The organism is Melioribacteraceae bacterium, assembly GCA_019638015.1.
Classification (GTDB): Bacteria; Bacteroidota; Ignavibacteria; order Ignavibacteriales; family Melioribacteraceae; genus JAHBUP01.
This window is the reverse complement of record JAHBUP010000001.1, coordinates 257,391-280,113: the sequence shown is the minus strand read 5'-3', so window position 1 is coordinate 280,113 and position 22,723 is coordinate 257,391. Positions and strand designations below refer to the sequence as shown.

The 22,723-nt window shown below is 33.5% G+C and carries 21 protein-coding genes; 13 read left to right on the top strand and 8 right to left on the bottom strand.

What is annotated here, in order from left to right; all coding sequences use genetic code 11:
- Positions 1-25: 25 nt before the first annotated feature.
- Both KF816_01180 and KF816_01175 read left to right on the top strand, forming a co-directional pair.
- Complete coding sequence (locus tag KF816_01180) at positions 26-523, top strand: rubrerythrin family protein (protein MBX3006615.1); 498 nt, start codon at positions 26-28, stop codon at positions 521-523.
- Positions 524-679: 156 nt separating this feature from the next.
- Complete coding sequence (locus tag KF816_01175) at positions 680-2,623, top strand: chemotaxis protein CheW (protein ID MBX3006614.1); 1,944 nt, start codon at positions 680-682, stop codon at positions 2,621-2,623.
- 4 nt (positions 2,624-2,627) lie between these two features.
- Here KF816_01175 and KF816_01170 read toward each other — a convergent pair whose 3' ends face one another.
- Both KF816_01170 and proB read right to left on the bottom strand, forming a co-directional pair.
- Positions 2,628-3,887 (bottom strand): glutamate-5-semialdehyde dehydrogenase, encoded by a 1,260-nt coding sequence (locus tag KF816_01170; protein MBX3006613.1) that lies wholly within the window; start codon positions 3,885-3,887, stop codon positions 2,628-2,630.
- 8 nt (positions 3,888-3,895) lie between these two features.
- Positions 3,896-5,032, bottom strand: coding sequence for a glutamate 5-kinase (gene proB / locus KF816_01165; protein ID MBX3006612.1), 1,137 nt, complete (start codon positions 5,030-5,032; stop codon positions 3,896-3,898).
- 75 nt (positions 5,033-5,107) lie between these two features.
- On the opposite strand from proB, the gene KF816_01160 reads away from it, so the two are divergent.
- The 10 genes from KF816_01160 to KF816_01115 all read left to right on the top strand — a co-directional run bounded on the left by KF816_01160 (position 5,108) and on the right by KF816_01115 (position 14,965).
- Positions 5,108-5,983 carry an SMP-30/gluconolactonase/LRE family protein gene (locus KF816_01160; protein ID MBX3006611.1) on the top strand — a complete coding sequence of 292 codons (876 nt, stop codon included), beginning with the start codon at positions 5,108-5,110 and terminating at the stop codon, positions 5,981-5,983.
- A 188-nt stretch (positions 5,984-6,171) separates the two neighbouring features.
- Entirely contained in the window at positions 6,172-7,068 is an 897-nt protein-coding gene (locus KF816_01155; protein ID MBX3006610.1) for a helix-turn-helix transcriptional regulator, read from the top strand.
- A gap of 60 nt (positions 7,069-7,128) precedes the next feature.
- A complete protein-coding gene (locus KF816_01150; protein ID MBX3006609.1) occupies positions 7,129-8,499 on the top strand; it encodes an SPASM domain-containing protein in 1,371 nt (456 codons plus the stop codon).
- Positions 8,500-8,561: 62 nt separating this feature from the next.
- Positions 8,562-8,729: a hypothetical protein gene (locus KF816_01145; GenBank protein ID MBX3006608.1), complete on the top strand. Its 168-nt coding sequence runs from the start codon at positions 8,562-8,564 to the stop codon at positions 8,727-8,729.
- A gap of 56 nt (positions 8,730-8,785) precedes the next feature.
- On the top strand, positions 8,786-9,967 hold the full coding sequence (locus tag KF816_01140) for a PQQ-like beta-propeller repeat protein (protein MBX3006607.1): 1,182 nt from the start codon (positions 8,786-8,788) through the stop codon (positions 9,965-9,967).
- A complete protein-coding gene (locus tag KF816_01135) occupies positions 9,954-10,865 on the top strand; it encodes a hypothetical protein (GenBank protein ID MBX3006606.1) in 912 nt (303 codons plus the stop codon). Before KF816_01140 ends, KF816_01135 begins: the two co-directional genes overlap by 14 nt.
- 13 nt (positions 10,866-10,878) lie before the next feature.
- Positions 10,879-11,757 (top strand): ABC transporter ATP-binding protein, encoded by an 879-nt coding sequence (locus tag KF816_01130; GenBank protein ID MBX3006605.1) that lies wholly within the window; start codon positions 10,879-10,881, stop codon positions 11,755-11,757.
- A gap of 537 nt (positions 11,758-12,294) precedes the next feature.
- Entirely contained in the window at positions 12,295-13,197 is a 903-nt protein-coding gene (locus KF816_01125) for a hypothetical protein (protein MBX3006604.1), read from the top strand.
- Between the two features lie 35 nt (positions 13,198-13,232).
- Complete coding sequence (locus tag KF816_01120; protein ID MBX3006603.1) at positions 13,233-14,168, top strand: ABC transporter ATP-binding protein; 936 nt, start codon at positions 13,233-13,235, stop codon at positions 14,166-14,168.
- A complete protein-coding gene (locus tag KF816_01115) occupies positions 14,165-14,965 on the top strand; it encodes an ABC transporter permease (protein MBX3006602.1) in 801 nt (266 codons plus the stop codon). The genes KF816_01120 and KF816_01115 overlap by 4 nt, the downstream gene beginning before the upstream one ends.
- Before the next feature lie 72 nt (positions 14,966-15,037).
- Here the strand turns inward: KF816_01115 and KF816_01110 are convergent, their stop codons facing one another.
- The 3 genes from KF816_01110 to KF816_01100 all read right to left on the bottom strand — a co-directional run bounded on the left by KF816_01110 (position 15,038) and on the right by KF816_01100 (position 18,235).
- Positions 15,038-15,250 carry a cold-shock protein gene (locus tag KF816_01110; GenBank protein MBX3006601.1) on the bottom strand — a complete coding sequence of 71 codons (213 nt, stop codon included), beginning with the start codon at positions 15,248-15,250 and terminating at the stop codon, positions 15,038-15,040.
- Between the two features lie 247 nt (positions 15,251-15,497).
- Positions 15,498-15,710 carry a cold-shock protein gene (locus KF816_01105; protein ID MBX3006600.1) on the bottom strand — a complete coding sequence of 71 codons (213 nt, stop codon included), beginning with the start codon at positions 15,708-15,710 and terminating at the stop codon, positions 15,498-15,500.
- 575 nt (positions 15,711-16,285) lie between these two features.
- Entirely contained in the window at positions 16,286-18,235 is a 1,950-nt protein-coding gene (locus KF816_01100) for a glycoside hydrolase family 97 protein (GenBank protein ID MBX3006599.1), read from the bottom strand.
- 149 nt (positions 18,236-18,384) lie between these two features.
- Here KF816_01100 and KF816_01095 point away from each other — a divergent pair, with 149 nt between their 5' ends.
- Positions 18,385-19,635, top strand: a complete 1,251-nt coding sequence (locus KF816_01095) for an MgtC/SapB family protein (GenBank protein ID MBX3006598.1) — start codon at positions 18,385-18,387, stop codon at positions 19,633-19,635.
- Between the two features lie 35 nt (positions 19,636-19,670).
- On the opposite strand, the gene KF816_01090 is transcribed toward KF816_01095, so the two are convergent.
- The 3 genes from KF816_01090 to KF816_01080 all read right to left on the bottom strand — a co-directional run bounded on the left by KF816_01090 (position 19,671) and on the right by KF816_01080 (position 22,594).
- Positions 19,671-20,426 carry a sulfite exporter TauE/SafE family protein gene (locus tag KF816_01090; protein ID MBX3006597.1) on the bottom strand — a complete coding sequence of 252 codons (756 nt, stop codon included), beginning with the start codon at positions 20,424-20,426 and terminating at the stop codon, positions 19,671-19,673.
- Between the two features lie 46 nt (positions 20,427-20,472).
- Positions 20,473-21,453: a hypothetical protein gene (locus KF816_01085; protein MBX3006596.1), complete on the bottom strand. Its 981-nt coding sequence runs from the start codon at positions 21,451-21,453 to the stop codon at positions 20,473-20,475.
- Positions 21,454-21,733: 280 nt separating this feature from the next.
- Positions 21,734-22,594, bottom strand: a complete 861-nt coding sequence (locus KF816_01080) for a hypothetical protein (protein ID MBX3006595.1) — start codon at positions 22,592-22,594, stop codon at positions 21,734-21,736.
- Positions 22,595-22,723: the final 129 nt, after the last annotated feature.

Below are 22,723 nucleotides of genomic sequence, written 5' to 3'. Positions count from 1 at the left end.
CTAATTAAAAATATAAGGAGAAAAAATGGCGTCAACTCATGATAATCTGAAAGAAGCCTTTGCGGGAGAGAGTCAGGCTAATCAAAAATATAAAGCCTTTGCAAAAAAGGCTGAAAAAGATGGATTTCCGAATATTGCTAAACTATTTGCAACAGCAGCAGAGGCGGAAAGAATTCATGCAGAGGGACATCTAGCTGCACTCGAGGCTGTGGGATCAACTATCGATAACCTCCGCTCGGCGATAGCTGGAGAGACTTATGAATTTTCTGAAATGTACCCGCCAATGCATGAATTAGCAGTCAATGAAAATCATAAAGCCAAAAGAATGTTTAATTACGCGCTTGATGCAGAAAAAGTACATGCTGAATTATATAATTTAGCTCTCCAGGCTGCACTTGAAGGAAAAGATCTCGATACAAGTGAAATATATTTATGTCCAATTTGTGGTCATATCGAAATTGGCAAACCCGAAAATAATTGCCCAATTTGCGGTACTCTAGCTTCAAAATATGTTCAAGTTTAATCTTTAGTTTACCTCCGGAATCACCAAATTCCGGAGGATTTAAATTTCGTTGACTTTTCTTCATTCTAACCTTTAAAAAACCCTAAAAACCTTCGATAATTTATAAGGTGAAATATCCCTTAGTCGCCCATATTCTAAAACTAAATTTGAAAAAACATGGAACTGCAAAAAAACATTAAAATTCTTCTTGTTGAAGATGCCGGTGTAATGCGTCAAATGGAATTAAAAACACTAAACTCACTCGGTTTTACAAATGTAATTCAAGCTGAAAATGGAAAAAGAGCGGTTGAGTATTTAGAAAACGATTCGAAAGTTGAACTGATTATTAGTGATTGGAATATGCCGGAGATGGATGGTTTTGAATTACTGAAATGGGTACGCTCCAACGATTCGACGAAAGATATTCCCTTTTTAATGGCAACCGGAAGAGGTGAAAAAAAGGAGATTGAAAGCGCGGCATCCGCCGGGGTTAGCAGTTTTATATCAAAACCTTTCAATAATACCGAGCTGCTCGAAAAAATGAATGAGGCTTTCGGGATTAAAAATGAAAGTGATGAAATTAAAGAGGTTAATTATGAATCCAAAGTTACCTCTTCAGGTAAAGTAAAAATGAAGGCAATTCATATTCAAATAACCGATCACTTAACCCTTGGCGTTTTAAAACATTTAATTAAGAAAAAGGAAATTGAGCCAAAACATTTTGAACTAGAAACTGAATGCATGTCGAGCTGGAATACTGTTGCTAAATCATTAGAAAATGGCACTGCAGATGTGGCATTTATTCTGGCTCCGCTGGCTATGGATTTATATAATTATGGTGTGCCTCTTCGCTTAATATTATTTGCACATAAAAACGGAAGCTGCTGCGTTAGAAACAAAACAGGCAATCATGTTACCGGAAAAGATTTTTTTAGAGGAAAATCATTTTATATTCCTCACAAAATGTCAATCCATAATATGCTTTCTCATATTTTCTTCAAGAATATTGGATTGAATCCGGGAGTTACAGGTGAACCAAATGTGGATGTGGAATTTGAAGTTGTTGCTCCAATTAAGATGCCCGAGTTTTTAAATGAGAACGAAAAAGCCAGTGGGTATATGGTTGCTGAACCTATTGGCACGAAAGCAATTGCCGGTGGAATTGCTGATCTTCAGTATCTTTCTAGTGAATTGTGGGAAAATCATCCCTGCTGTGTATTGGCGGTTCAATCTGATTTCATAAAAAACTTTCCGGAGGCTGTTCAGGAATTTGTTTCATATATTGTTCAAGCCGGTAGATATATAGAAGAAAAACCGGCACTTGCCGCAGAGATCGCAGTTGAATTTCTTGACCCGAAAAAGGAACTTGGCTTAAAGGTACCTGTTCTTAAAAATGTTTTAACAGAACCGAAGGGAATTAAAACAAGCAACCTTTACCCTGTAAAAGCCGATTTAGATTTCATTCAGAATTATATGAACAAAGAAATGGGTATTGGAAATATTATTGATTTGAATCAATTCTTTGATATGAGATTTGCAGATTTAGTATGTTCCGATAAAGATAAAAGCGATGCGGTTAGCAAAGCCTCAAAAATTGATTTTGTTGAAAAAGCAAGACAATTGCTCGAACGTACCGAAAAGGGAGACATTGATGCTCATACAAAGGCCGCGCTCAGTCTTGAAGGAAAATATTTACGCTTCTTCCTTGAAAAAGAAACTTTCGCCATTGATATTTTAAGAATTACTTCTATTATCAGATTAACAAACATTACACGTGTTCCAAATGCACATCACTATATAAAGGGTGTAATTAATTTAAGAGGCAATATTGTGCCTGTTATAGATTTGCGCTTAAAAATTGGTTTGGAAGAAACCGCATATAACGATAAAACAAGAATTATTATTGTTGAAGATGAGATCAATAAAGTAATTATTCGATTGGGGTTAATTGTTGATAGTGTTGATGGTGTTTATGATGTGAAAGCAGAACAAATTGAAAGTCCACCCGACTTTAAAAAGAAAACAGAAAATGATTTCGTTCAGGCAGTTGTCCGCGATAATGAATCAGTCTTTATTATTCTTAATTTATTAAATGTGATGAGACCGCCTCACAATAATTAATTACTCAATTAATTTTGTGCCGGACTTGCCCATCTCCAATAACTACAAATTTCTTAGTTGTTAGGGATTCAAGTCCCATCGGTCCATATGCATGAAGCTTTGTTGTAGAAATTCCTATTTCTGCGCCAAGTCCTAATTCTCCCCCATCTGCAAACCGGGAAGAAGCATTTACCATTACCGACGATGAATTTATTTCTTTGATAAATTTTTCAGCACTTTCATTATTCTTTGTAACAATAACTTCCGTATGATTTGATCCATACTTTTCAATATGAGCCACCGCCTCATCAATATTGTCGACCACTTTGATTGAAATAATTAGAGATAAATATTCAGCATAAAAATCATTATCATCAGCAAGTTTAATATTTGGCAATATTTTGATTGTTTCAGAGCATCCTCTTATTTCAACATTTTTAGAAATTAGAAATGCTTCTGCTTTTGGTAAAAATTCATTGGCTATATTTTTATGAACAAGCATTGTTTCGAGCGCGTTACAAACGCCTGGACGAGAGGTTTTTCCATCAATTAAGATATTTATTGCGGTATCCTGATCTGCTGCTTCATCTATATATAAATGACACACTCCTTTATAATGTTTTATAACTGGAATGCGGCTATTCTCTGCAACAAAACGAATTAATCCTTCCCCGCCTCGTGGAATTACCAAATCAATATACTCATCAAGCTTTAACAATTCCAGCATTGCATCTCGATCTGTAGTTGGAATAAAAGAAAGTATAGATGGATCAACATTTGTTGATTCAATGCCGGAGCGTAAAGCTTTTACTATTTCAATATTAGAATTAAATGCTTCGGAGCCTCCTCTAAGAATTACAGCGTTTCCACTTTTAATACAAAGTGCGGCCGCATCCGATGTAACATTAGGTCGGGCTTCATAAATGATTGCAATGACCCCAAGAGGAATACTCATCATATTTATATTCAATCCATTCGGTCTAATTCTCTGACCACTAAATTTTCCAACAGGATCAGACAGTTCAATTACTTCGCGAATTGCGTTCGCCATAGAATGAAGTCTTTCGGAAGTTAATAATAATCTATCTATCATCGAATCGGATAACTGCTTCTTTCTCGCATATTCAATATCAGTTTTGTTGGCGTTCAGTATTAACTCCTCACTATGTACAAGTTGATCCGCCATCGCAGAAAGAATTTCATCCTTTTTTGCGCTATTCAACTTTGCCAATTTTTTTGAAGCCGAAAAACTATTTTTTACAATTTCTAATAATTGTTTATCCAATCAGGCACCTATAATTCTTGAATTAAAACAAGTTCATCTCTATTTATTATTTCGTCGGAAATATTATACCCCAGAAGTGTGATTATCTCCCTGCTTTTTTTACCAGCAATTATTTTGATTTCATCTGAATTATACTTAACAATTCCTTTTGCTACTGTGTTTTGTGTGTTATCTGAAAGCACAATTATCTCAACCGCGTCCCCTTTCTTGAAATTCCCCTCTGATCTATTTATTCCGGATGGAAGAAGTGAAGCCCCCTTTTGTATTATTGCTTTAGAAGCGCCGGCATCAATAAATATTTTTCCTTTTGGCTTATGTGCGTGAAAAATCCAATGTTTTTTTGCGGTCATTGGATTATTTGATTTCAAGAATATTGTGCCAGAAACTTTATCTTTTAATAGGTCATCAAGAACTTCGCTTTTAGTACTATTGATGATAATTGTATTGATTCCCCGAACTGCTGCTTTATGGGCTGCTTCTATTTTTGTTTTCATTCCACCAGTTGCCACTGGATTATTAGAGCCAAGCGCAAAGTCGAATATACTTTGATCAATTTTTTTAACGACAGGAATTAATTTTGCGTTTCCATTTTTATTCGGGTCTGTCTCATACAATCCATCAACATCGGAACAAATTATTAACAAATCAGCTTCGGCTAACATTGCCACATAAGCGGCAAGATTATCATTATCTCCAACTTTTAATTCTTCCACCGCAACAGTATCGTTTTCGTTAAATATTGGAAGCGTTCCTAATTCCAATAGAATATGAAGTGTATTTTTTGCATTTACAAATCGTTTCCTGTCATTAATATCTTCATGTGTCAATAATAATTGAGAACAGGGAAAATCAAAAAAACGACTCCAACTTTGCATTAATAATGGCTGTCCAATTGCCGCGAGAGCTTGTTTTTCGGGGATTGTTCTTGAAGTTCTTCTCTGCATTTGTGGCTGGGTCGATAATCCTGCCGCGACAGCGCCCGATGAAACCAGTATGATTTCCTTTCCCTTGGCTCTGCATTCAGTAATAAATTTTGCAATAGGCAATGTATGTTTTGCGCTTATACTTTTTCCGCCAGGTGCAATCAAGGAACTGCCAATTTTAATAACCGCGCGCTTCCAGTTTTTTAAAATTTTTTCATCCAATTGTCGTTTGCCATATTTAATTAATTAAAAACTATTATAAATTAGTGTTGCAATTATATTATTAATGGAGTTGAAGTGAAAACAAAATATTTTATTATAATAGTATTACTAGTGCAAATATCTATCGCCAACGCGCAATCGCCAATCCCCCAAAATGCAAAACTTGAAAAAATTGCTACTGGATTTGTATTTGTTGAGGGACCTGTGTGGAAAGATGGATTTGGTTTACTATTTAGCGATATGCAACCTGCAAATACAATGTACAGATGGACTGAAGATTCCGGTACGAGTGTTTACTTAAAGCCTTCGGGTATTTCAAACGGTTTAACTTATGATAATAATGGTAATTTAATAATGGCGCAAACACAATTAAGAAGAGTGGCCAGACTCGAAAGTGATGGCTCTCAAACCGTCCTCGCCTCACACTATAAAGGGAAAAAATTTAATAGTCCTAACGATTTAGTTGTGAAGTCGGATGGTTCCATATTTTTCACCGATCCCGATTTTAACGTTCCCGAAGGGGAATCAACTGAATTATCTCACAAAGGAATTTACAGAATTAGTACAACTGGTAAAGTCACTTTAATTGATGACACGTTTGATAAACCAAACGGAATATGTTTCTCCCCAGATGAAAAAAAACTTTATGTGTGCGAATCCCCCAAATGCATAATTTATGTTTGGGATGTTATTAATGATTCAACGATTTCTAACAAAAGAGAATTTTACAGAATCCCTCAAAAAGGATACGCCGATGGAATGAAGACTGATCCGGCGGGAAATTTATATTGTACGGGTCCAGGCGGTGTTTGGATAATTTCGCCACAGGGAAAATATCTTGATAAAATCGAAACCCCCGAAACTCCAACAAATTGCAACTGGGGAGATTCGGATAGAAAAACTCTCTATATTACAGCTAATACATCAGTATATAGGATTCGACTAAATTAACTCAACTAACAAGAATCTCCGCAGATAAAAATCCGAGCTGATAGAAAGTTTTATAGGAGAAAAGATAATTCATTAATAATGTTGATATTTTAAATCAGTTTTTTTAAGTTTAATCGAAATTCATCCTCAATAAGATTTAATGCGGGGGGATGCCAATTATAACCACTTAGTTTTATGGGGTGTGGCAGATGGCAGATATTTGGTTGTTACTGATAGCATTCAACATATTAATTAATATTATTCCTGTTTTTATATTCAGACACACAAAATTCCTCTACTATTTTGTGTGTCTGGCACTTCTTGATCCAGCATTCATTATCCTTTACTATTTGTTTAAAATTCCAACTTACTATTTCATGCCGATGTCGATTTCTCTATTACTTTTAGTTTTACCTTATAAAGACAGAAAAAATATTTATTGGGGAATGCTCTCCTCTATTTTACTATTACCATATTTCTATTTCCCCAAATTATTACCTTCTGTAATAACTCTCATGGCATCTTTTTACATAATTTATTTTTTTGTTGAAGAAATTAAAGAAGAATTACAAACCGCTTCCTCATTAAGCTTTTTTCTTCTAATTCTAATTTTGATTACTATTAAAGATAATGCGAAGGTAATGCTTTACTATATTCAAGCTGATTTTCTGAGAGATCAATTTACTCTCTTTTTATTTTCCTCATCAATCCTATCATTGCTATTAATAATCCTTGGACCGAATACAAAATTAAGAACTAGTTGGCTGCTGAATATCGGATTGTTCGACATCCCCCAAACAAATGCCACAACAATAAATCATAAAATTAATGAAGACACATTTAGTAATTTGACTCCAATGGAAAAAAAAGTATTATATCTATTTGGTGAGGGACTACGAAGCAAGCAAATCGCCGAAAAATTATTTGTTTCTCCTAGAACTATATATTTTCACTCCAATAACTTAAGGTCAAAATTAGGGTTTTCAACCACTCAACAATTGATAAAATACTCATCAGAAAACAGTGCTGCATTAAAAGAGATAGAAAAACCGGTCAATTCCACTCAAATATTTCCTCTCAAAACAAAATATTTCTATAAAAACTAGTATAAGTACTGATTCAAAAAACAATTTTATATACAATATTTGTTCAAAAAAAGTGGAGCTATGGATAATTACCATTTTTTTGAATACCGAGATTTCTATTTCTTGCTGCAAACCGAAACTTTGAATCTTTATAAAATAGACAAAGAACTCTACAAAGACATTCATGAATGGAGAAAAAACGAAACCATCCCCAATCAGAATTTACTGCTGATTTTAAAAGAAATGGGAATTTCATCAGAATCCTCTGGTCATGTTTCATCAAATAATACCCCCTACTCAAAAAGCACTGTAAATCAAATCTGTTTAAATGTTTCGCAGATCTGCAACCTGAACTGTGTCTACTGCTATGGTGATGAGGGTGAGTATGGCAGTCGCGGATTGATGAAAGCAGATACCGCTTACAAAGCTGTTGATTGGCTGATTAAATCTTCGGGGGACAAAAAAACTGTAATTATAACCTTCTTTGGTGGTGAACCGCTATTAAATTTCAATCTAATTCAAAAAGTTGTTACCTATGCAAAAGAACAAGCCCCGCTATTTAATAAAAGAGCATTATTCACTATTACAACAAATGGATGTTTTTTAGATAAACGAGTCATTGATTATTTAAATCAAGAAAATTTTTCGATTGTAGTTAGTTGCGACGGCGATTTGAAATCCCAGCAAATAAATCGACCTTTTAAATCCTCGGTTGGATCACATAAGTTAATTGAAAATAACATTACCAATTTAATTACCAGTAGAAAATTAAAATCCAATACTTCCGCAAGAATTACGGTTACCAAACAGAATGCTGATTTGCAAACCCATGTTGCTTACCTCAGTAAATTGGGATTTAAAAAAGTAAATTGGGCAGAAGCCATCTTCTCCTCTGAATCCCCTAAGCAAGAGCAATTTAAACTTTCTAATGACGATTACAATAAGTTATCAGCTTACTTCGATTTCCTGGTTGATATTACAATCTTAGCTATAAAAAATAGAGAGTTTCCGGCAGATACACGATTAATACCTCACATAACTAGATTGTACAATAAATCAAAACGATACTTCTTTTGTGGAGTTGGAAGAGGGATAGTTGGTATTTCTATAGATGGTGATATTTACCCATGTCACAGATTCGTTGGTGATGATAATTATAAAATTGGAAATGTTAGGAAAGGTACAGCTCTTGAGTATAAATCCATTTTAAACATGGGAGTAGATAACAATATTTGCCGTGCCTGCTGGGCAAAATATTTTTGCGGAGGGGGTTGTGTGCATGAATATAATTGTTCAACTGATGCAGAAAAGAATACCCCATCAGAAGAGGGATGCCGTTTAATAAAAAAATCTATTGAAAGCGCAATTTATGTTTATAACTGTTTAACGAGTGAGGATAAGGAGTTTTTATTTAAACGTAATAAGCGGAATAAGGAAATCTATCAACCATAACTTAAGAGCCCCATGCAACACAAATATATATTTACAATGTATTTTATTTTAGGGAGGGAAAAATGGATACAAAAAAATATCAATTCGAACTGTTGAATAATGATTTACCAAATATGTGTTCCGCAACCGAGGAGGAACCGGGATGTAGTAAACTTGATAAATGTGATTATGTTGATTTTTGTACTAGCTGTGCAACAGAAGACCTTTGTGGACTGGACTATACCGGTTAATATTCAAAAAAGAGATAAAGACAAAATCGCATGGGGCTTAAAACAGGAGGAATCCAATGAAGAAGTCAGTTTTCTATCTATTATTTCTATGTGTAACTACTTTTTTTCAAGCTCAGTGGAAAGAAGTTGAATCAATTGAATCGGATAATTTTATCTATCCGAATAATATAATCTTACAGAAGGATGGAACTAAGTATCTTGCTCTATTTACATACATAAAACCTAAAATTACTCTTTTAATATATGATAAGAATAAAAAAATAATATTTTCGGAAAAAGAGATTGATTATACTTACGATGACTTACAAGATACGCTCAATAACATCTACTTTCTAAAAAAAAATAGATTGTATGAGTTTTCCGCACCAAATATTTTGCGGCAAATAGGGAATTTTCATATTGATTACGAAAATCTCGATAGGCCATGGATAGACAAAACTGATGAACAATTCACATTAACATTGAATTACAGAGATCGGATAGAAATTATTGATCTCAAATCTCAGAAAAATATTTTGAATTATAAGAGAAAGGTGAGCATTAAATATCCTACACATAGAATAGTTGATGACAAAGTATTTATTCAAAGTGATGAAAATCTATTAGTGTGCTATTCCTTAAAACTTAATAAAGTAATATGGGAAATGGATTTTGGAATTACTAGCTATTACTATTTAGGAATTAAACTGGGAGAAGGGAAAGATGATTTATCCAAAATTTATGGAACGAAAAAAAGTAATGAAATTATAGTGATCACTCGGGGAGGTAATTTATATAAAATTGATTCTAATACTGGGACTATCTTAATGCAAAAGAAGAAAATTGGGGGTAACGACAATAATGCCGGAATGATAGGTTATTTGAGGTTCTACGACTTTAATAATGATGGGGTTGATGATATAATTGGGGGCTCGGTTGATTTTAATATCTATGGTATAGATGGGAAAACCTTTAATATTCTATGGAAAACCAACACAGGGAATGAAATCCAACTTCCTCTCACTCTTCATAATATTAACAAAGATAACACGCCTGAGGTAATTACAATTACCGACTATGATGCTAATGTTATTATTCTAGATATCAAATCTGGTGAAATTAAATTTAATAACACGGTTAAACAGCAAAAAAAGAATTGTCAATCAGTTGTAACATTCACCGACTTTTTTAATAAGGGAACCGAACAATTGATCGTTCGGACAAAGAATACCAAAATTTCTTTTTATGAGTTTAAATAGAAAAGTTGCGTTTTTAGACGATGTGGAGTGCCTCCAGATTAATTTACATGAAGAACTTCAGCTCCTTAGAGTTGCTTTTTATGAAAAAATAAATAAATATGAAATAGCACTAGACCAGAATAAAGACTCAACATTCAATCTGAATAACTGGCTTCTTACTTTTCCCTATAACTACTGTTATATCTCCCCCTCCGAAATTAATAGAATAAGAAAATTGGCTTTGATTAATGTTATGTATCTTTATTTTATTATGGCAGAAGATAACATTGTGGATGAGTACCATTTACCACAAAATTGCTATAGGGAAATGATATTCAAATTTATAGATACTCATTTTCTAAAAAACGAAGCAATTACTCAACTAGTTGAGTTTACAGGTCCGCAAATCTTAAACTATATTAATCATTATGAAGGTGAGTATTATAAATCATTAAAGTGGGAGAAAAAAGAAAAAGAAATAGGAATTGAATCTATATTTGAAAATGATAATCTCCATTATCTCGGCATCAAACTTCTGCCATTAAACATTACATTTGTTTGCTTCTGCTATCTTACAAACAAACAACCATTAATTCATAAATCGGAAATAATGTTGACGAAATATCACATTGCCAAACAACTGTGTGATGATTTAATTGATATAAAAAAGGACTTTGTAAAACCTGATAAATCATATCTTTTGTGTGCATGTCTGAATGCCATCAACACAAAAAATGCGGCAATTGAGGATGTTTACGCTCTTATCAGTCAAGATAATTTCAAGAATAATTTATACTCAACAATAGAATCACATTTAAACAAGAGCATTAATATTTCAGAGGAACTGAACTTTGAAATATTTACTTCTCATATTAAAGGTATGTTAGCAAAAATCAAGGAATCAAACTTTTTTAACTAATTATGATTCTCCTATGAATGTAGAATTACTAAATGTTTCGAAAAGTTACGGAAGCAATCAAGTATTAGGTAATTTAAATATCTCTATTGAGCCTGGGATTACGGCAATTATAGGATTAAACGGATCGGGGAAATCAACGTTACTAAAGGTTTTGTCCGGACTGGTAGCACCAGATAGCGGTGAAGTTTTATTAAATCGTGAAAAAGTTGATTTACTTTCAATTTCGTGGAAAAAAGTCATTGGCTATCTTCCTCAAGACCCTCCTTTTTATGAACGAATGACACTTGTTGAATTCTTGGACTATATATTATTGCTTTCTAAATGGAAGCAGAAATCTGAACGGAGCCTAAGAATAAACGAGGTTATCGAAGTATTTGGACTTGAAGGTTATGCAGCTAAACCTATTGGCCATTTATCGGGCGGCATTAGACAACGAATAGCAATTTCACAGGCAATCATTCACAATCCTTCTATTTTATTACTCGACGAACCGACAAACAACTTAGATATTGAAGGACGCATGAAATTATCCAGATATCTTCTAATGAATAGTGCTGAGAATATTGTTCTTTATGTGGGGCATGTATTTGAGGAATTACGCGATCTTTGTTCAAAAATAATTGTAATGGACAACTCTAAAATTGTTTTTTACGACGCAACTGAAAATTTAATAAGTAACTATCTGGGTATCATCAAAGAAGTTCATATTGACTCAAAAAGGTTTTCTGAAATAAAGAATCATAATGTGTCCGTAGTAAATGTCATTAACAATAACTCATCTATAATCCTAAGATATGATTCAAGTCGAAGTGACTCTCTTGGAGGGACAATTGTAAGGCCAACTTTGCGTGAAGCTTTTCAATGTTTGATAAATTATTATATCTCACTCTGATATATGCTTTCTTTAATTAAAAATACAGTTAAGGAGTTTTATTCAACGAGTCATATTATAGGAATTTCCTTCTTATTTAGTTTTGCATGGATCTTCTCAATGCCCCCTTTTGATTACTATGCTTTATACAGTTCATTAAAACTATTAAGTAATTATAATGCTTTTTTGTACTCGATTGGATTCTGCATATTTGTTTTGTCAATTTTAAGTCACTTATATGTTTATTTGATTAATCGCAAAATACTTATAATCGCTGTTCATTTAACCGAACATCAAATTATCATTTCATTATTGATATCATATTTTCTTGTGTTTAATTTATTTTATGTTTTACCCGCATATTTAATTAGTTTAATCCAACAGCTGTTTTACTCTCCCCACACAATTAATTTCGAAGCTTATATCTTGGAATATGCAAACAGTCTGCTAAATTACATTCTCCTTTGGATAACACTTTCGATTATCTTTTTTTTGAAATTGCGAAACGTGTTTAGTTCCTTTATTACAATTCTAATTTTGTATGCTTCTTCGTTTCTTATGAGCAGTAAATCGGGAGGAGCTGTATTCGATATTTCCATGATTACTAATCTGTGGTTGAACGCTCCCCAGTTTATCGAAATAATAGGCTTCGTTGCAATATTAATATTATTATTGGTTTTAGCCCTTATCTATTTATTTAAGCTCTCCAACAACTTGTTCGAAAGATACTCGTTCGAAACATACTCAAGAGGAATTCTTCAAATATTCTATTCAAAACTAAAATTTCAGCTTTCTGCATATCATTCAATAATGATGGGTTATCAAGATCAAAAGATTATTATGGCTTTTTCTGTAATGGGATTTGGTTTACTGGCGCCTCTTCTATTTAATTCTAGTATAAACGTGATTCCGATGTTCAAGATTTTTATGGGTTTTTTTGTTCCATTTTTGTTCGGGATATACCAAAGTAACATTCTTCAGTTGGATATAAATCCTAAAATGGTTTTTCTGTTATCATGCAAGCATACACCCTATGCACACATAATTTTTAATAGGTTATTTCTACTATTATTGCCTCAGCTTATCTTGATTCTTTTAGTTACTTTTTCTTTGAACCTGATAACACCAATAATAACCAATGAGTTATTATTGTATTTATTATTCTTAAATGTCTTTCATAGCATGGTCAAGTTGTTATTTATAACAACACCTCTATTAACCCACTATTCGAATTTTATAATTATCGCAGCTTACTATCTTTTTCTACGTGAAGATGTACAAATTTTTATGAACTCTAATTTTATTCTTCGTTCTATTAATCTTGCTTCTCCAATTGTAGCTAGCAATAACAATATTGACTTAATATTATGGATTACACTTTTATTCTTTATCACAACACTATTTATAATTAATTACCGTCAGCTGAACGTGAGTAAGGTTGAAAGCCTTCTTCACATATGATTTAGAAAATCTAACATTTTTGCGGATGGGGAGTGATGGTTGTCGCCGATAATTTATCGAAGGAGTTTAATAAAAGAAAAGAACAGTTTTGTGCTGTTAAAAACTTATCATTTAAAGTTGATCGTGGGACAATATTTTGCTTGTTGGGAGAAAATGGAGCCGGAAAAACAACAACATTAAAAATGTTATCTACTCTTCTAAAGCCTTCCAAAGGTGATGCTTTTATCAATGGTTTCTCTATCACCTCACAGGCCAAACAAGTAAAATCAAACATTGGGTTATCTTTATGCGACGAGCGTTCTTTCTATTATCGATTGACTGGCTTTCAAAATTTAGAATTTTATGGAAAGTTATTCGGTTTGGATAAAGGCATTATCAGTTCACGAGTAATTAATTTATTGGAAAAATTCAATTTGACTGAGGACAAAGATAAAATGTTCATGAACTATTCAACCGGAATGAAAAGAAGACTTAGTCTTTGTCGAGCTTTTTTGCCAGATCCCAAGGTGGTTTTCCTTGACGAACCCTCAACCGGCTTAGATCCCCTTTCGGCAATTTTAGTTAGGGATATAATTAAACAGATGAAAAATGAAGGAAAGACTATACTTCTATCAACCCAAAATCTAAATGAAGCAGAATTTTTGAGTGATCATATAGGAATAATAAAGAATGGAGAAATGCTTTTATGCTCAAGCATCAGTGACTTGATGCTCAAACATAGATTTTCAAAAGTAACCATTGAATTTTCTGAAATACCCAATCAAAATATATTATCTCAATTCAACAGTAAGGTTGATCATACTACAATTAATAATAGGATTACTTATAGAGTGCCCTCTTCCGAAAAACCCGAATTGATTAGAACATTATTTTCCGGAGAATCCAAGCTGTCATACAAAATAGCTGGTGTTGATATTAGAGATGAATGCTTGGAAGATATTTATTTATCATTATACCGAAAAGTATCATGAACACTATTTTAGTTTTTATTAAAAGAGATTGGTTAATTTATAAAAGTTATAAACTACAGATTGTTCTGCAATACTTGAGCTTATTCTCCTTTTTAGTGCTCGTCTATTTTTTATCTAAACTAATGGTATCTGGCTCCAACTCCTTTTTAAGCAAGTATAATGGCGATTACTCCTCATTTCTAATTGTGGGAATTTTATTTCAGTGGTTTTCATCAACTTCACTTAATTCGTTTTCAAAATCGATACGGGAAGAACAGACATTGGGGACCTTGGAATTTTTACTTTTTTGTCCGAAAAGTTTGATATTGCTTCTTGTTGGGGCCTCCGCTTATAACTATATAAAATTATTCGCTCAGTCGGCATTTATGTTGCTTTCGATGAGATTCCTTTTGGGTATAGAGATTTCTCCAAATATACTTCCAGCAATATTTGTTATCATATTGCTAATTTTATCTTTATCCGGTATTGGATTTATCTCAGCTGGCATTACATTGGCTTTTAAAAAAGGTAACCCAATTGGTTGGATCTTCTCTACTTTATCAACTTTTTTAAGCGGAGTATTTTTTCCTGTCGAGATGCTTCCTCCGGGTTTGTTAGAATTTTCTTCTTTTTTACCAACCACTCATGCATTAAATGCACTAAGGGAATTGCTAATTCTGAATTCAAATCTTTATTCCCTCACACCGGAGATTTTTTCTCTCACCTGTTTTTCAGTTGTTTCACTTTCGGTAGGTATATATAGTTTTAATGTTGGGTTTGAATATGCAAGAATTAAAGGAACTCTTTCCAGTTACTGAACTTTTTTCATAAATAAAAAAGCCGCTTCAAATTAATTAAGCGGCTTTTCTTAATAAAAATAGCTTTAGATATTATCTAAGTACTTTTACTTCTGATGCTTGAAGACCTTTTGGCCCTTGAGAAACAGAATATTCAACTTTATCATTTTCGTTTAAGCTTTTGTAACCTTCACTCACGATAGATTGGAAATGTACGAATACATCATCCCCGTTAGCTTGTGAAATAAAACCAAAACCTTTAGTGTTGTTGAACCATTTTACGGTTCCTTGTTTGCGCTCTGCCATGACAGATGCTCCTTATAAATATTAAAAAATGAATTTGAAACTTTGACAGGGCTCTAAAATCTGGTGAGTGTTCGAATTGCTTCTACGTCTGCATCTACTTCTAAAGTTACTGCCTTTGTTGGTACAAACATACGAATACTTATCTAACAAACCAAATATTTTTTGACAAAAAGTCTTTTTTGCCTTACCTGTAGAGAGAAAGCCGTCCAAAATTCAAAAGACGGCTCTCAAAAATCGGTTTCGTTTCTTATTTAAGAATCTTTACTTCTGATGCCTGTAGCCCTTTTGGACCTTGAGCAACTGAATATTCAACTTTATCGTTTTCAGCTAAGGATTTGTATCCATCTCCAATAATAGATTTGAAATGAACAAAAACGTCATCTCCACTTTCTTGTTTAATGAAACCAAAACCTTTAGTGTTGTTGAACCATTTTACGGTTCCTTGTTTGCGCTCTGCCATGACAGATGCTCCTTTGATAATTTTAAAAATAAATTGTTGTTGCGGGACAGAGCTCTAAAAAGGGTGTTAGATCGAATTGCTTTACGTCTACATCTACTTCTAAAGTACTGCCACTACACCTCAAAAATAATGCTTGTAATGAAATAAACAAATAAAAATCTTTAAAAAATCCTTTTTTTATATCTGAATAAATTTGCAGAAAATTGCAATTCCGAATGCTCCGAGATAAAATTTTTACGTTTTAGACATTCTTATAATTTATTGTTTACAACAATTTTCATTGATTTCTTCGAATAACGAACGATTAAAAATAAAGCCAAGTTACATCTACAGTAGGAAGAGTTATTGCATTAATTAGTTTTAGATACTGAACCAGTTCAGCACGACAATTAACCAATTTTCTCCCAAGCTACTTAAGGCATAGATATTATTTCTTTTGGTAATAAACCTTTCTACTCCTTAATATTTTTACTTTTGTTTCGTTTATAAATTTTATCGGATCCCTTTACCTTTGGCGCTTGTTTGGGTAAAGGAATACGGATTTTTTTCTTCTTAGTAGCCTTTTTCTTTTTCATTTATTTGGTAATAATTGCAGCCCATCCGCCGCCGGGTGCAAGTTTAATTTCATGTTTACTTTTATTTGATACTTCGATTGTTATTTTTTTGTAATCATTCCCGTTTCGATCGGCATTTATCCCATCTTGCCAGATGTGTGCTTTGTACTTACCTTCATCTAGAAATGAAAAATCAACTGTTAATTTTCTTTGTGTATTATCGGTCATTGCCCCAATATACCATTCTTCCCCATTCTTTCGAGCAACTAAAATATAATCTGCAATTTTTGCATCAAGAATTTTTGTTTCATCCCACACAGCAGGAACTTTAGAAAGAAATTCCATGCATTCAGATTCTTTATAGTAGTTAGTTGGAAGATCGCATAACATTTGAAGCGGGCTCTCATAAATCACATACATTGCCAGTTGCTGTGCCCTCGTTCCCATGCTTACCGGCTGAGAAAACATATCTTTGAAAGAACTTACTTGTACATTATTCATTGCGCCTGGTGTAAAATCAATTGGACCGGCAAACATTCGAGTGAAAGGTATTGTAACACAATGTTCCGGAGTTACATCACTCGACCACTTATTGTTTTCTAACCCTTTAACTCCTTCATTAGTAATTACATTTGGGTATGCGCGGAATAATCCCGCAGGTTTATGCGCACCATGATAATCAACCAAGAGTTTTCTTTTGGCGGCTTCTTCGGCAACCTTCCAATAATAATTAACCACAGTCTGATCATCTCTCTGCATGAAATCAACTTTAATTCCCGCAGCACCCCATTTTTCAAATTGATCTAGCGCAGGGATAAGCTGATTCTCAAGCGTTTTCCAAATTACCCATAAAATTATTCCTACATTTTTTTCTTTTGCATATTTCATCAACTCGGGTATATCCATTTCTGGAGAAGTAGATAATATATCACCGAGTTTGTACCAGCCTTCATCAAGTATTATGTATTCAATTCCATATTTTGATGCAAAGTCAATATAATATTTATATGTCTCCGTGTTTATTCCTGCCCGAAAATCAACTCCATAAATATTATTTGCATTCCACCAGTCCCAAGCTACTTTGCCCGGTTTAATCCAGGAAACATCATTCAATTTATTTTCTTGGGATAAAAGAAAAACCAATTCATTAGTAATTAAATCACCATCGTTATTTGTAATCCCAAAAATCCGCCAAGGAAAGGTTCTTGTTCCTTTTGTAATCGCTAAATAATCCGCCCGTTTTATCGGTTCAACATCTCGATCATTTTTTGCTTTTTCCTCCAATACAAATTGAGGAAACAATCCTTTTAAACTATTAGCCGATGTACCTTTGAGCCACAACCCCGGATAATCAAATAGATCAGATTCAGTTATTCCAATCAACGTGCCCTCTTTCGTGTCCACAACTGCGGGAGTACTGCAAAAACGGGTATCTTTAATTTCCTTTAATGATAGATAAGGGTACAATCTTTCGTTATGTGACATAAATGATTCTTCTTCGGGAAAGTAAATTGAATAATCATCAGCAAAATTAAACGTGCATTCTTCATGGTTAATTTTTATCTCCCCGGGAAACTCTGTTTCGAATCGGTAAGCCACTCCCTCGTTAAAAACTCTAAAATTTAGAGCGAATTTTTCTTTGAACAAAATTCTAAGTTCATTATAATTTTCCACTACTTCTCTACTTTTTTGCTTTACAACTCTCGGGATAACTCGTTTAACCGAATTATTTTTTGAGTCGATGACCGTTGAATTTTTTCCAATCACATTATTTTCATTTATTGTCATTGATATGGAAGAGGGGGCAATAATCTCAACTCCTTTTTTGATAATCGAAAATGTGAGAATGTCAGAGACGGATATTTTTACTTCCAGTTTTTTGTCGGGAGATAACAAGGAAAATACTTTCGGAACTGCCCCCGATACACTACTCAGCATTAGAACCATAACAAAGACTATTGCTTTTTTCATTACAACCTCTAGACTATTTTATTAAAATATTATATCGCTGAATTAATAAAGAACATCCTTCGTGTGTTATCATTAATATAAAAATAGTTGTTTACAATTAAAAAAGATTTAGCAATATTAAAATTGTTCCTAATCATTTTGGTATAAATATGAATATTATTGAATGGACTTACGAACTCAGGTTTGTTGTTGCAATTGCTCTTGGCTTTTTAGTGGGGCTAGAAAGGGAAAGCAGTAAAGGATCGGGAAAAGGAAAGCTTATTCTTGGAGGAGTAAGAACATATCCAATTATTAGTATGTTTGGATTTGGATGTGCTTGGCTTCACCAAAATGGAGTTATGGCAATTTTACCTGTCGGGCTAATAGCATTAGCCGGTTTGACCGCTATTTCTTTTTTCACAAAAGCACAGTCGGAGCGATTTGGTATTACAAGCGAAATAAGTGCTTTACTTACTTTTATCGTTGGCGCCCTTTCTTTGTTAGTTGATATATGGGTTGCTATGTCTCTTGGAATTATAAACACGTTACTACTTTCTGAAAAATCAAAGATGGAAGAGTTTGTTGAAAGTCTTGATCGAGTAGAATTTTTAGCAGTCTTAAAATTTTTACTTGTTACATTAATCATTCTACCCGTTCTGCCCAATAGAGATTTTACCCCCTTCAAATTAAATCCAACAACTATATGGGGAATGGTTATTGCTGTTTCAACAATTGGTTTTGTTGGGTATTATTTATCGAAAAAATTTGGAGACCGATTAGGATTTTGGTTATCTGGATTAGCGGGCGGTATAGTTTCGAGTACTGCTGTTACTATAGCTTACGGAAGAATTGCGAATAAAAATTCAAATCTAGCTTATCCCGCATTGCAAGGATCAATTATTGCTTCGAGTATGATGCATATCAGATTATTAGTTTTAATTATTATTATTAGTCCGGCATTAGCTCAAACTATTTGGTGGAAGATAATTGTTCTAAATTTATTTGGTGTGGCGCTTTCACTCATAAAATTCAATAATTCTCCCACAAAATTGAAAAAAGAAAAAGGAATTGAGCAGCTTCAAAATCCATTTGAAATAAGGCCCTCTTTAATTTTTGCGTTGCTATTTGTTTTGTTAACTATAATAACAACATTAGCAAAACAACATTTCGGTCAATCGGGAATATTTTTCTTATCGGCAGTAATAGGTGTTACAGATATCACCCCATTTGTATTATCTATTATTAATGATACCGTAAAGAGCTCTGCGGTTGTTGGAACCGCCGTTATTATTTCAATGATGAGCAATACAATAATGAAGGGGTTATACTTTACTTACTTGGCGGAATCAGTTAGAAAAGAAACTTTGCTAAGGTTTGGAATTTTAGCACTAGCACATTTGCCGTTTATTTTATTCAATTAGTCCATTTGTACTAAAGCAGAGTTTTTTAGAATCAACTATGGGATTATACCTAATAATTTAATTGCTATAATAAACATGGCAATTATTAAAAAAATCTTTATGTACTTATCCCCTTTTTTAATAGATGTTTTTGTTGCCCACCATGCGCCGGCGGCATTACCCAAACCTAAAACAATTCCCAAATACCAATTTATATTGCCTGCAATTATAAATACAAGTAGAGCCGGAATTGTATAAAGCATTACAATTACTGCTTTGTGCATATTTACATACACAAGACTAAATTTCATTAGCTTATTGAGAATAGCCATTAATATAAACCCAATTCCAACTTGTATAAATCCGCCATAGAAACCGGTGAGTACAAAGGAAACAAAAACTGGTAGAGTTATTTTTTTATCACTTGAATCATCATAAATTTTTGAAGCAGTTTCAGGAATAAGCATTGTTAATATGATTCCGAGCATTACAATTCCGAGAATAATCTGAAAAGTATTGTCATCAATCTTTACGGCGGCAATTGCACCAATTAATACACCAGGTAATGTAATTATTGCAAGTTTTAGTGATAACCTGAATTGACTATATTTTGAATGACTGTATGCCGCTGACGATGATATTGTTTGCAAAATAATTGCCAATCGGTTCGTTCCGTTTGCAGTAGCTGAATCAAGTCCTAAAAAAATTAATGCCGGCAGTGTTAAAGTTGAACCACCGCCAGCATTTACATTAATTATTCCCGCTATAACTCCTACTAAAAAAAGGACTATGGCAGTAATTGTTTCGTTCAAAAGTAACCCGCATTAAATTTTGTAACCGTAAATTTAACAAACTAATTTATCTTGCGGCGGTCCATCTTTCACTCGCTAACAAAACCGGTTTTAATGTCATCAAATAATCATACATAGCCCCTAAATCTTCGTTAGTCATTCCAGCATACATTGTCCATGGCATTGCTGTATTAAAGTCTTTTATTCCTACTGTAATAGCCTCGTTACTATCGGGATCAAAAGCTTTAAATCTTGCGATAAACTGTTCCTTAGTCCACGAACCAATTCCGGTTGCTTTATCGGGAGTAATATTTGCAGAGCGCACAACACCGCCTGGAAACTTAAATTCCATTCCCCCCGCGTAAGCCTTCTCCATAATATATTCTCCTTTTATCGATTGGGTATGGCAATCAAAACATCCTCCAATTTTAACAAGATATTCTCCATATTCTTTTGGGTTATTTTTATTTGGTTCTGGAGATGGATTAAATTTTTGAAGAGGCATTGTCTTTACAATAAAATTAAGAGGAAAATTTAATGAACCCTCGGGCACCTTATTTTCAATCGGTTGAAGAGAACGGATGTATGCTACAATTGAATAGGCATCTTCTTTTGTAAATTGATTGTAGGATAAATAGGGCATCAATGGAAAAAATGCCTTGTCCTCATTATTTACCCCGCAAGTAATCGCGCGCAATAACTCTCCATCACTCCAACTTTTAAGTGAAGCCGGGGTTATATTTTTAGCGTATAGTGTGCCTGGAAATCCAATTTCCTCTCCAAATTTATCGCCCCCTTTACCAATCGTACCGGCCATCGGAGGTCCTGAAAAGCGGGACCAATCTCTAGTTGAATGGCAATCCATACAAACACTAACGTGATTTGCCAAATATTCACCCCGTTCTAACCTCGCGGGTGTTATCTCGACATTTATTTGAGGTGCCGGATCAACTTTAGGAAATGATGAATTGAAATAGATGAGAAAAGCGATAATTAAAAATGCTACTCCCCCAAAAATATATGTAAGTACTTTAAAGAACTTCTTCATTTATAAGCTTCCTTTCTACTTGATAAATAAAACAGTTTGTATAAAGACATTACGTCTTAAATATGATAAACATTCGACGTTATTTCAATAGAAATGTTTCTTAAGAAAGAAAATTAAGGGAGTATATATTTAAGACTTCCAAATTGAAATTAGAACTTACATTTCGTCTTGGTGGAATTTGCATTATTGTATACTAAAATTAAATGTCAAGAATTACAATTATTCCAATGAATTTTCGGGAGTTGTAAGATTAATGATAATCCAATTACAGAACTAAAAATTATTTTCTTGAGAGCCGGTATAACTCCCATGAAATGTAAATGTTTTGAAAAAGCACATAAAATACTGGACCCAATGCCGCTAATGGACTTATGAACGTTAATGCTATCCATAAGGTAAAGGCGTTATTCTTTTGTCCCAACGCCTGACTTGCCTCGGCAGAATGATGTTTGCCCCCGAGAAAATATCCGAACGAAAATAAAAACATGCAAAGTCCTGCCGATATTACCGCGATTATCAACACAACAGATAAATCGGTAGTCATTTCTGAACCGATATAAGTCGCGGCATCAGATGTCGCTATGTAAATGTTTGCTATCAATATATAAAAGACAGAATCCTTCCAATCAACTAAAAACTTCCAGACTTTAGGGAATATAATTTTTATTATTTGTCCGGCAACCAATGGAATTGATAATGTAATTAATATCGGCCATAATATTTTGCCAAGTGAAATGTTGGCCGAACTTTGAATTAACCAGGTTAGCAAGAATGGAATTATAAGTGCTATTACAATATTATTAAGCACAAGGGAAAATGCTACAAACTCAACTTTTCTTTTCCGCAGACTTATAATTACCGGAGCGGCAATAGCAGTAGGAGATATTGCGGTTATAAATGCAGTTTGTGCTATTTCAATACTGAAGGGTTTTATCAAAAAATATATCAACAGCGCAATACCAATAGTTGATGCTAAAATAATAAAATGGGTTTTCTGAATAACCCCTTTATCAAGTTTAATATCAAGAAAGGCAAAAAATAAAAGGATCATTAAAAAGTAACGGATGAGGAATGTGTATTTCTCCCCATAAGGGAATAATATCCCCCCGGCAATTGCGAGCAGTAATAAAATTGTTTTCATAGTTTGAAGAATTATTTAGTTCAAAGATAGCAAATCGCTGCTTTTTTATATTCAGAAGAATTACGATTTTACTTTAGCCTTCTTTCATTAATAAACTTGCTGATGTAACTTTGCAATAAAACAAAAAGA

Excerpts from the sequence above, each read along its gene's own strand:
- KF816_01130 (MBX3006605.1), top strand. The coding sequence starts at position 10,879 with ATGAATGTAGAATTACTAAATGTTTCGAAAAGTTACGGAAGCAATCAA.
- KF816_01175 (MBX3006614.1), top strand. The coding sequence starts at position 680 with ATGGAACTGCAAAAAAACATTAAAATTCTTCTTGTTGAAGATGCCGGT.
- KF816_01080 (MBX3006595.1), bottom strand. The coding sequence starts at position 22,594 with ATGAAAACAATTTTATTACTGCTCGCAATTGCCGGGGGGATATTATTC.
- KF816_01115 (MBX3006602.1), top strand. The coding sequence starts at position 14,165 with ATGAACACTATTTTAGTTTTTATTAAAAGAGATTGGTTAATTTATAAA.
- KF816_01120 (MBX3006603.1), top strand. The coding sequence starts at position 13,233 with ATGGTTGTCGCCGATAATTTATCGAAGGAGTTTAATAAAAGAAAAGAA.
- KF816_01095 (MBX3006598.1), top strand. The coding sequence starts at position 18,385 with ATGAATATTATTGAATGGACTTACGAACTCAGGTTTGTTGTTGCAATT.
- KF816_01145 (MBX3006608.1), top strand. The coding sequence starts at position 8,562 with ATGGATACAAAAAAATATCAATTCGAACTGTTGAATAATGATTTACCA.
- KF816_01125 (MBX3006604.1), top strand. The coding sequence starts at position 12,295 with ATGAGCAGTAAATCGGGAGGAGCTGTATTCGATATTTCCATGATTACT.
- KF816_01140 (MBX3006607.1), top strand. The coding sequence starts at position 8,786 with ATGAAGAAGTCAGTTTTCTATCTATTATTTCTATGTGTAACTACTTTT.
- KF816_01085 (MBX3006596.1), bottom strand. The coding sequence starts at position 21,453 with ATGAAGAAGTTCTTTAAAGTACTTACATATATTTTTGGGGGAGTAGCA.
- KF816_01180 (MBX3006615.1), top strand. The coding sequence starts at position 26 with ATGGCGTCAACTCATGATAATCTGAAAGAAGCCTTTGCGGGAGAGAGT.
- KF816_01150 (MBX3006609.1), top strand. The coding sequence starts at position 7,129 with ATGGATAATTACCATTTTTTTGAATACCGAGATTTCTATTTCTTGCTG.
- KF816_01105 (MBX3006600.1), bottom strand. The coding sequence starts at position 15,710 with ATGGCAGAGCGCAAACAAGGAACCGTAAAATGGTTCAACAACACTAAA.
- KF816_01135 (MBX3006606.1), top strand. The coding sequence starts at position 9,954 with ATGAGTTTAAATAGAAAAGTTGCGTTTTTAGACGATGTGGAGTGCCTC.
- KF816_01110 (MBX3006601.1), bottom strand. The coding sequence starts at position 15,250 with ATGGCAGAGCGCAAACAAGGAACCGTAAAATGGTTCAACAACACTAAA.
- KF816_01100 (MBX3006599.1), bottom strand. The coding sequence starts at position 18,235 with ATGAAAAAAGCAATAGTCTTTGTTATGGTTCTAATGCTGAGTAGTGTA.
- KF816_01155 (MBX3006610.1), top strand. The coding sequence starts at position 6,172 with ATGGCAGATATTTGGTTGTTACTGATAGCATTCAACATATTAATTAAT.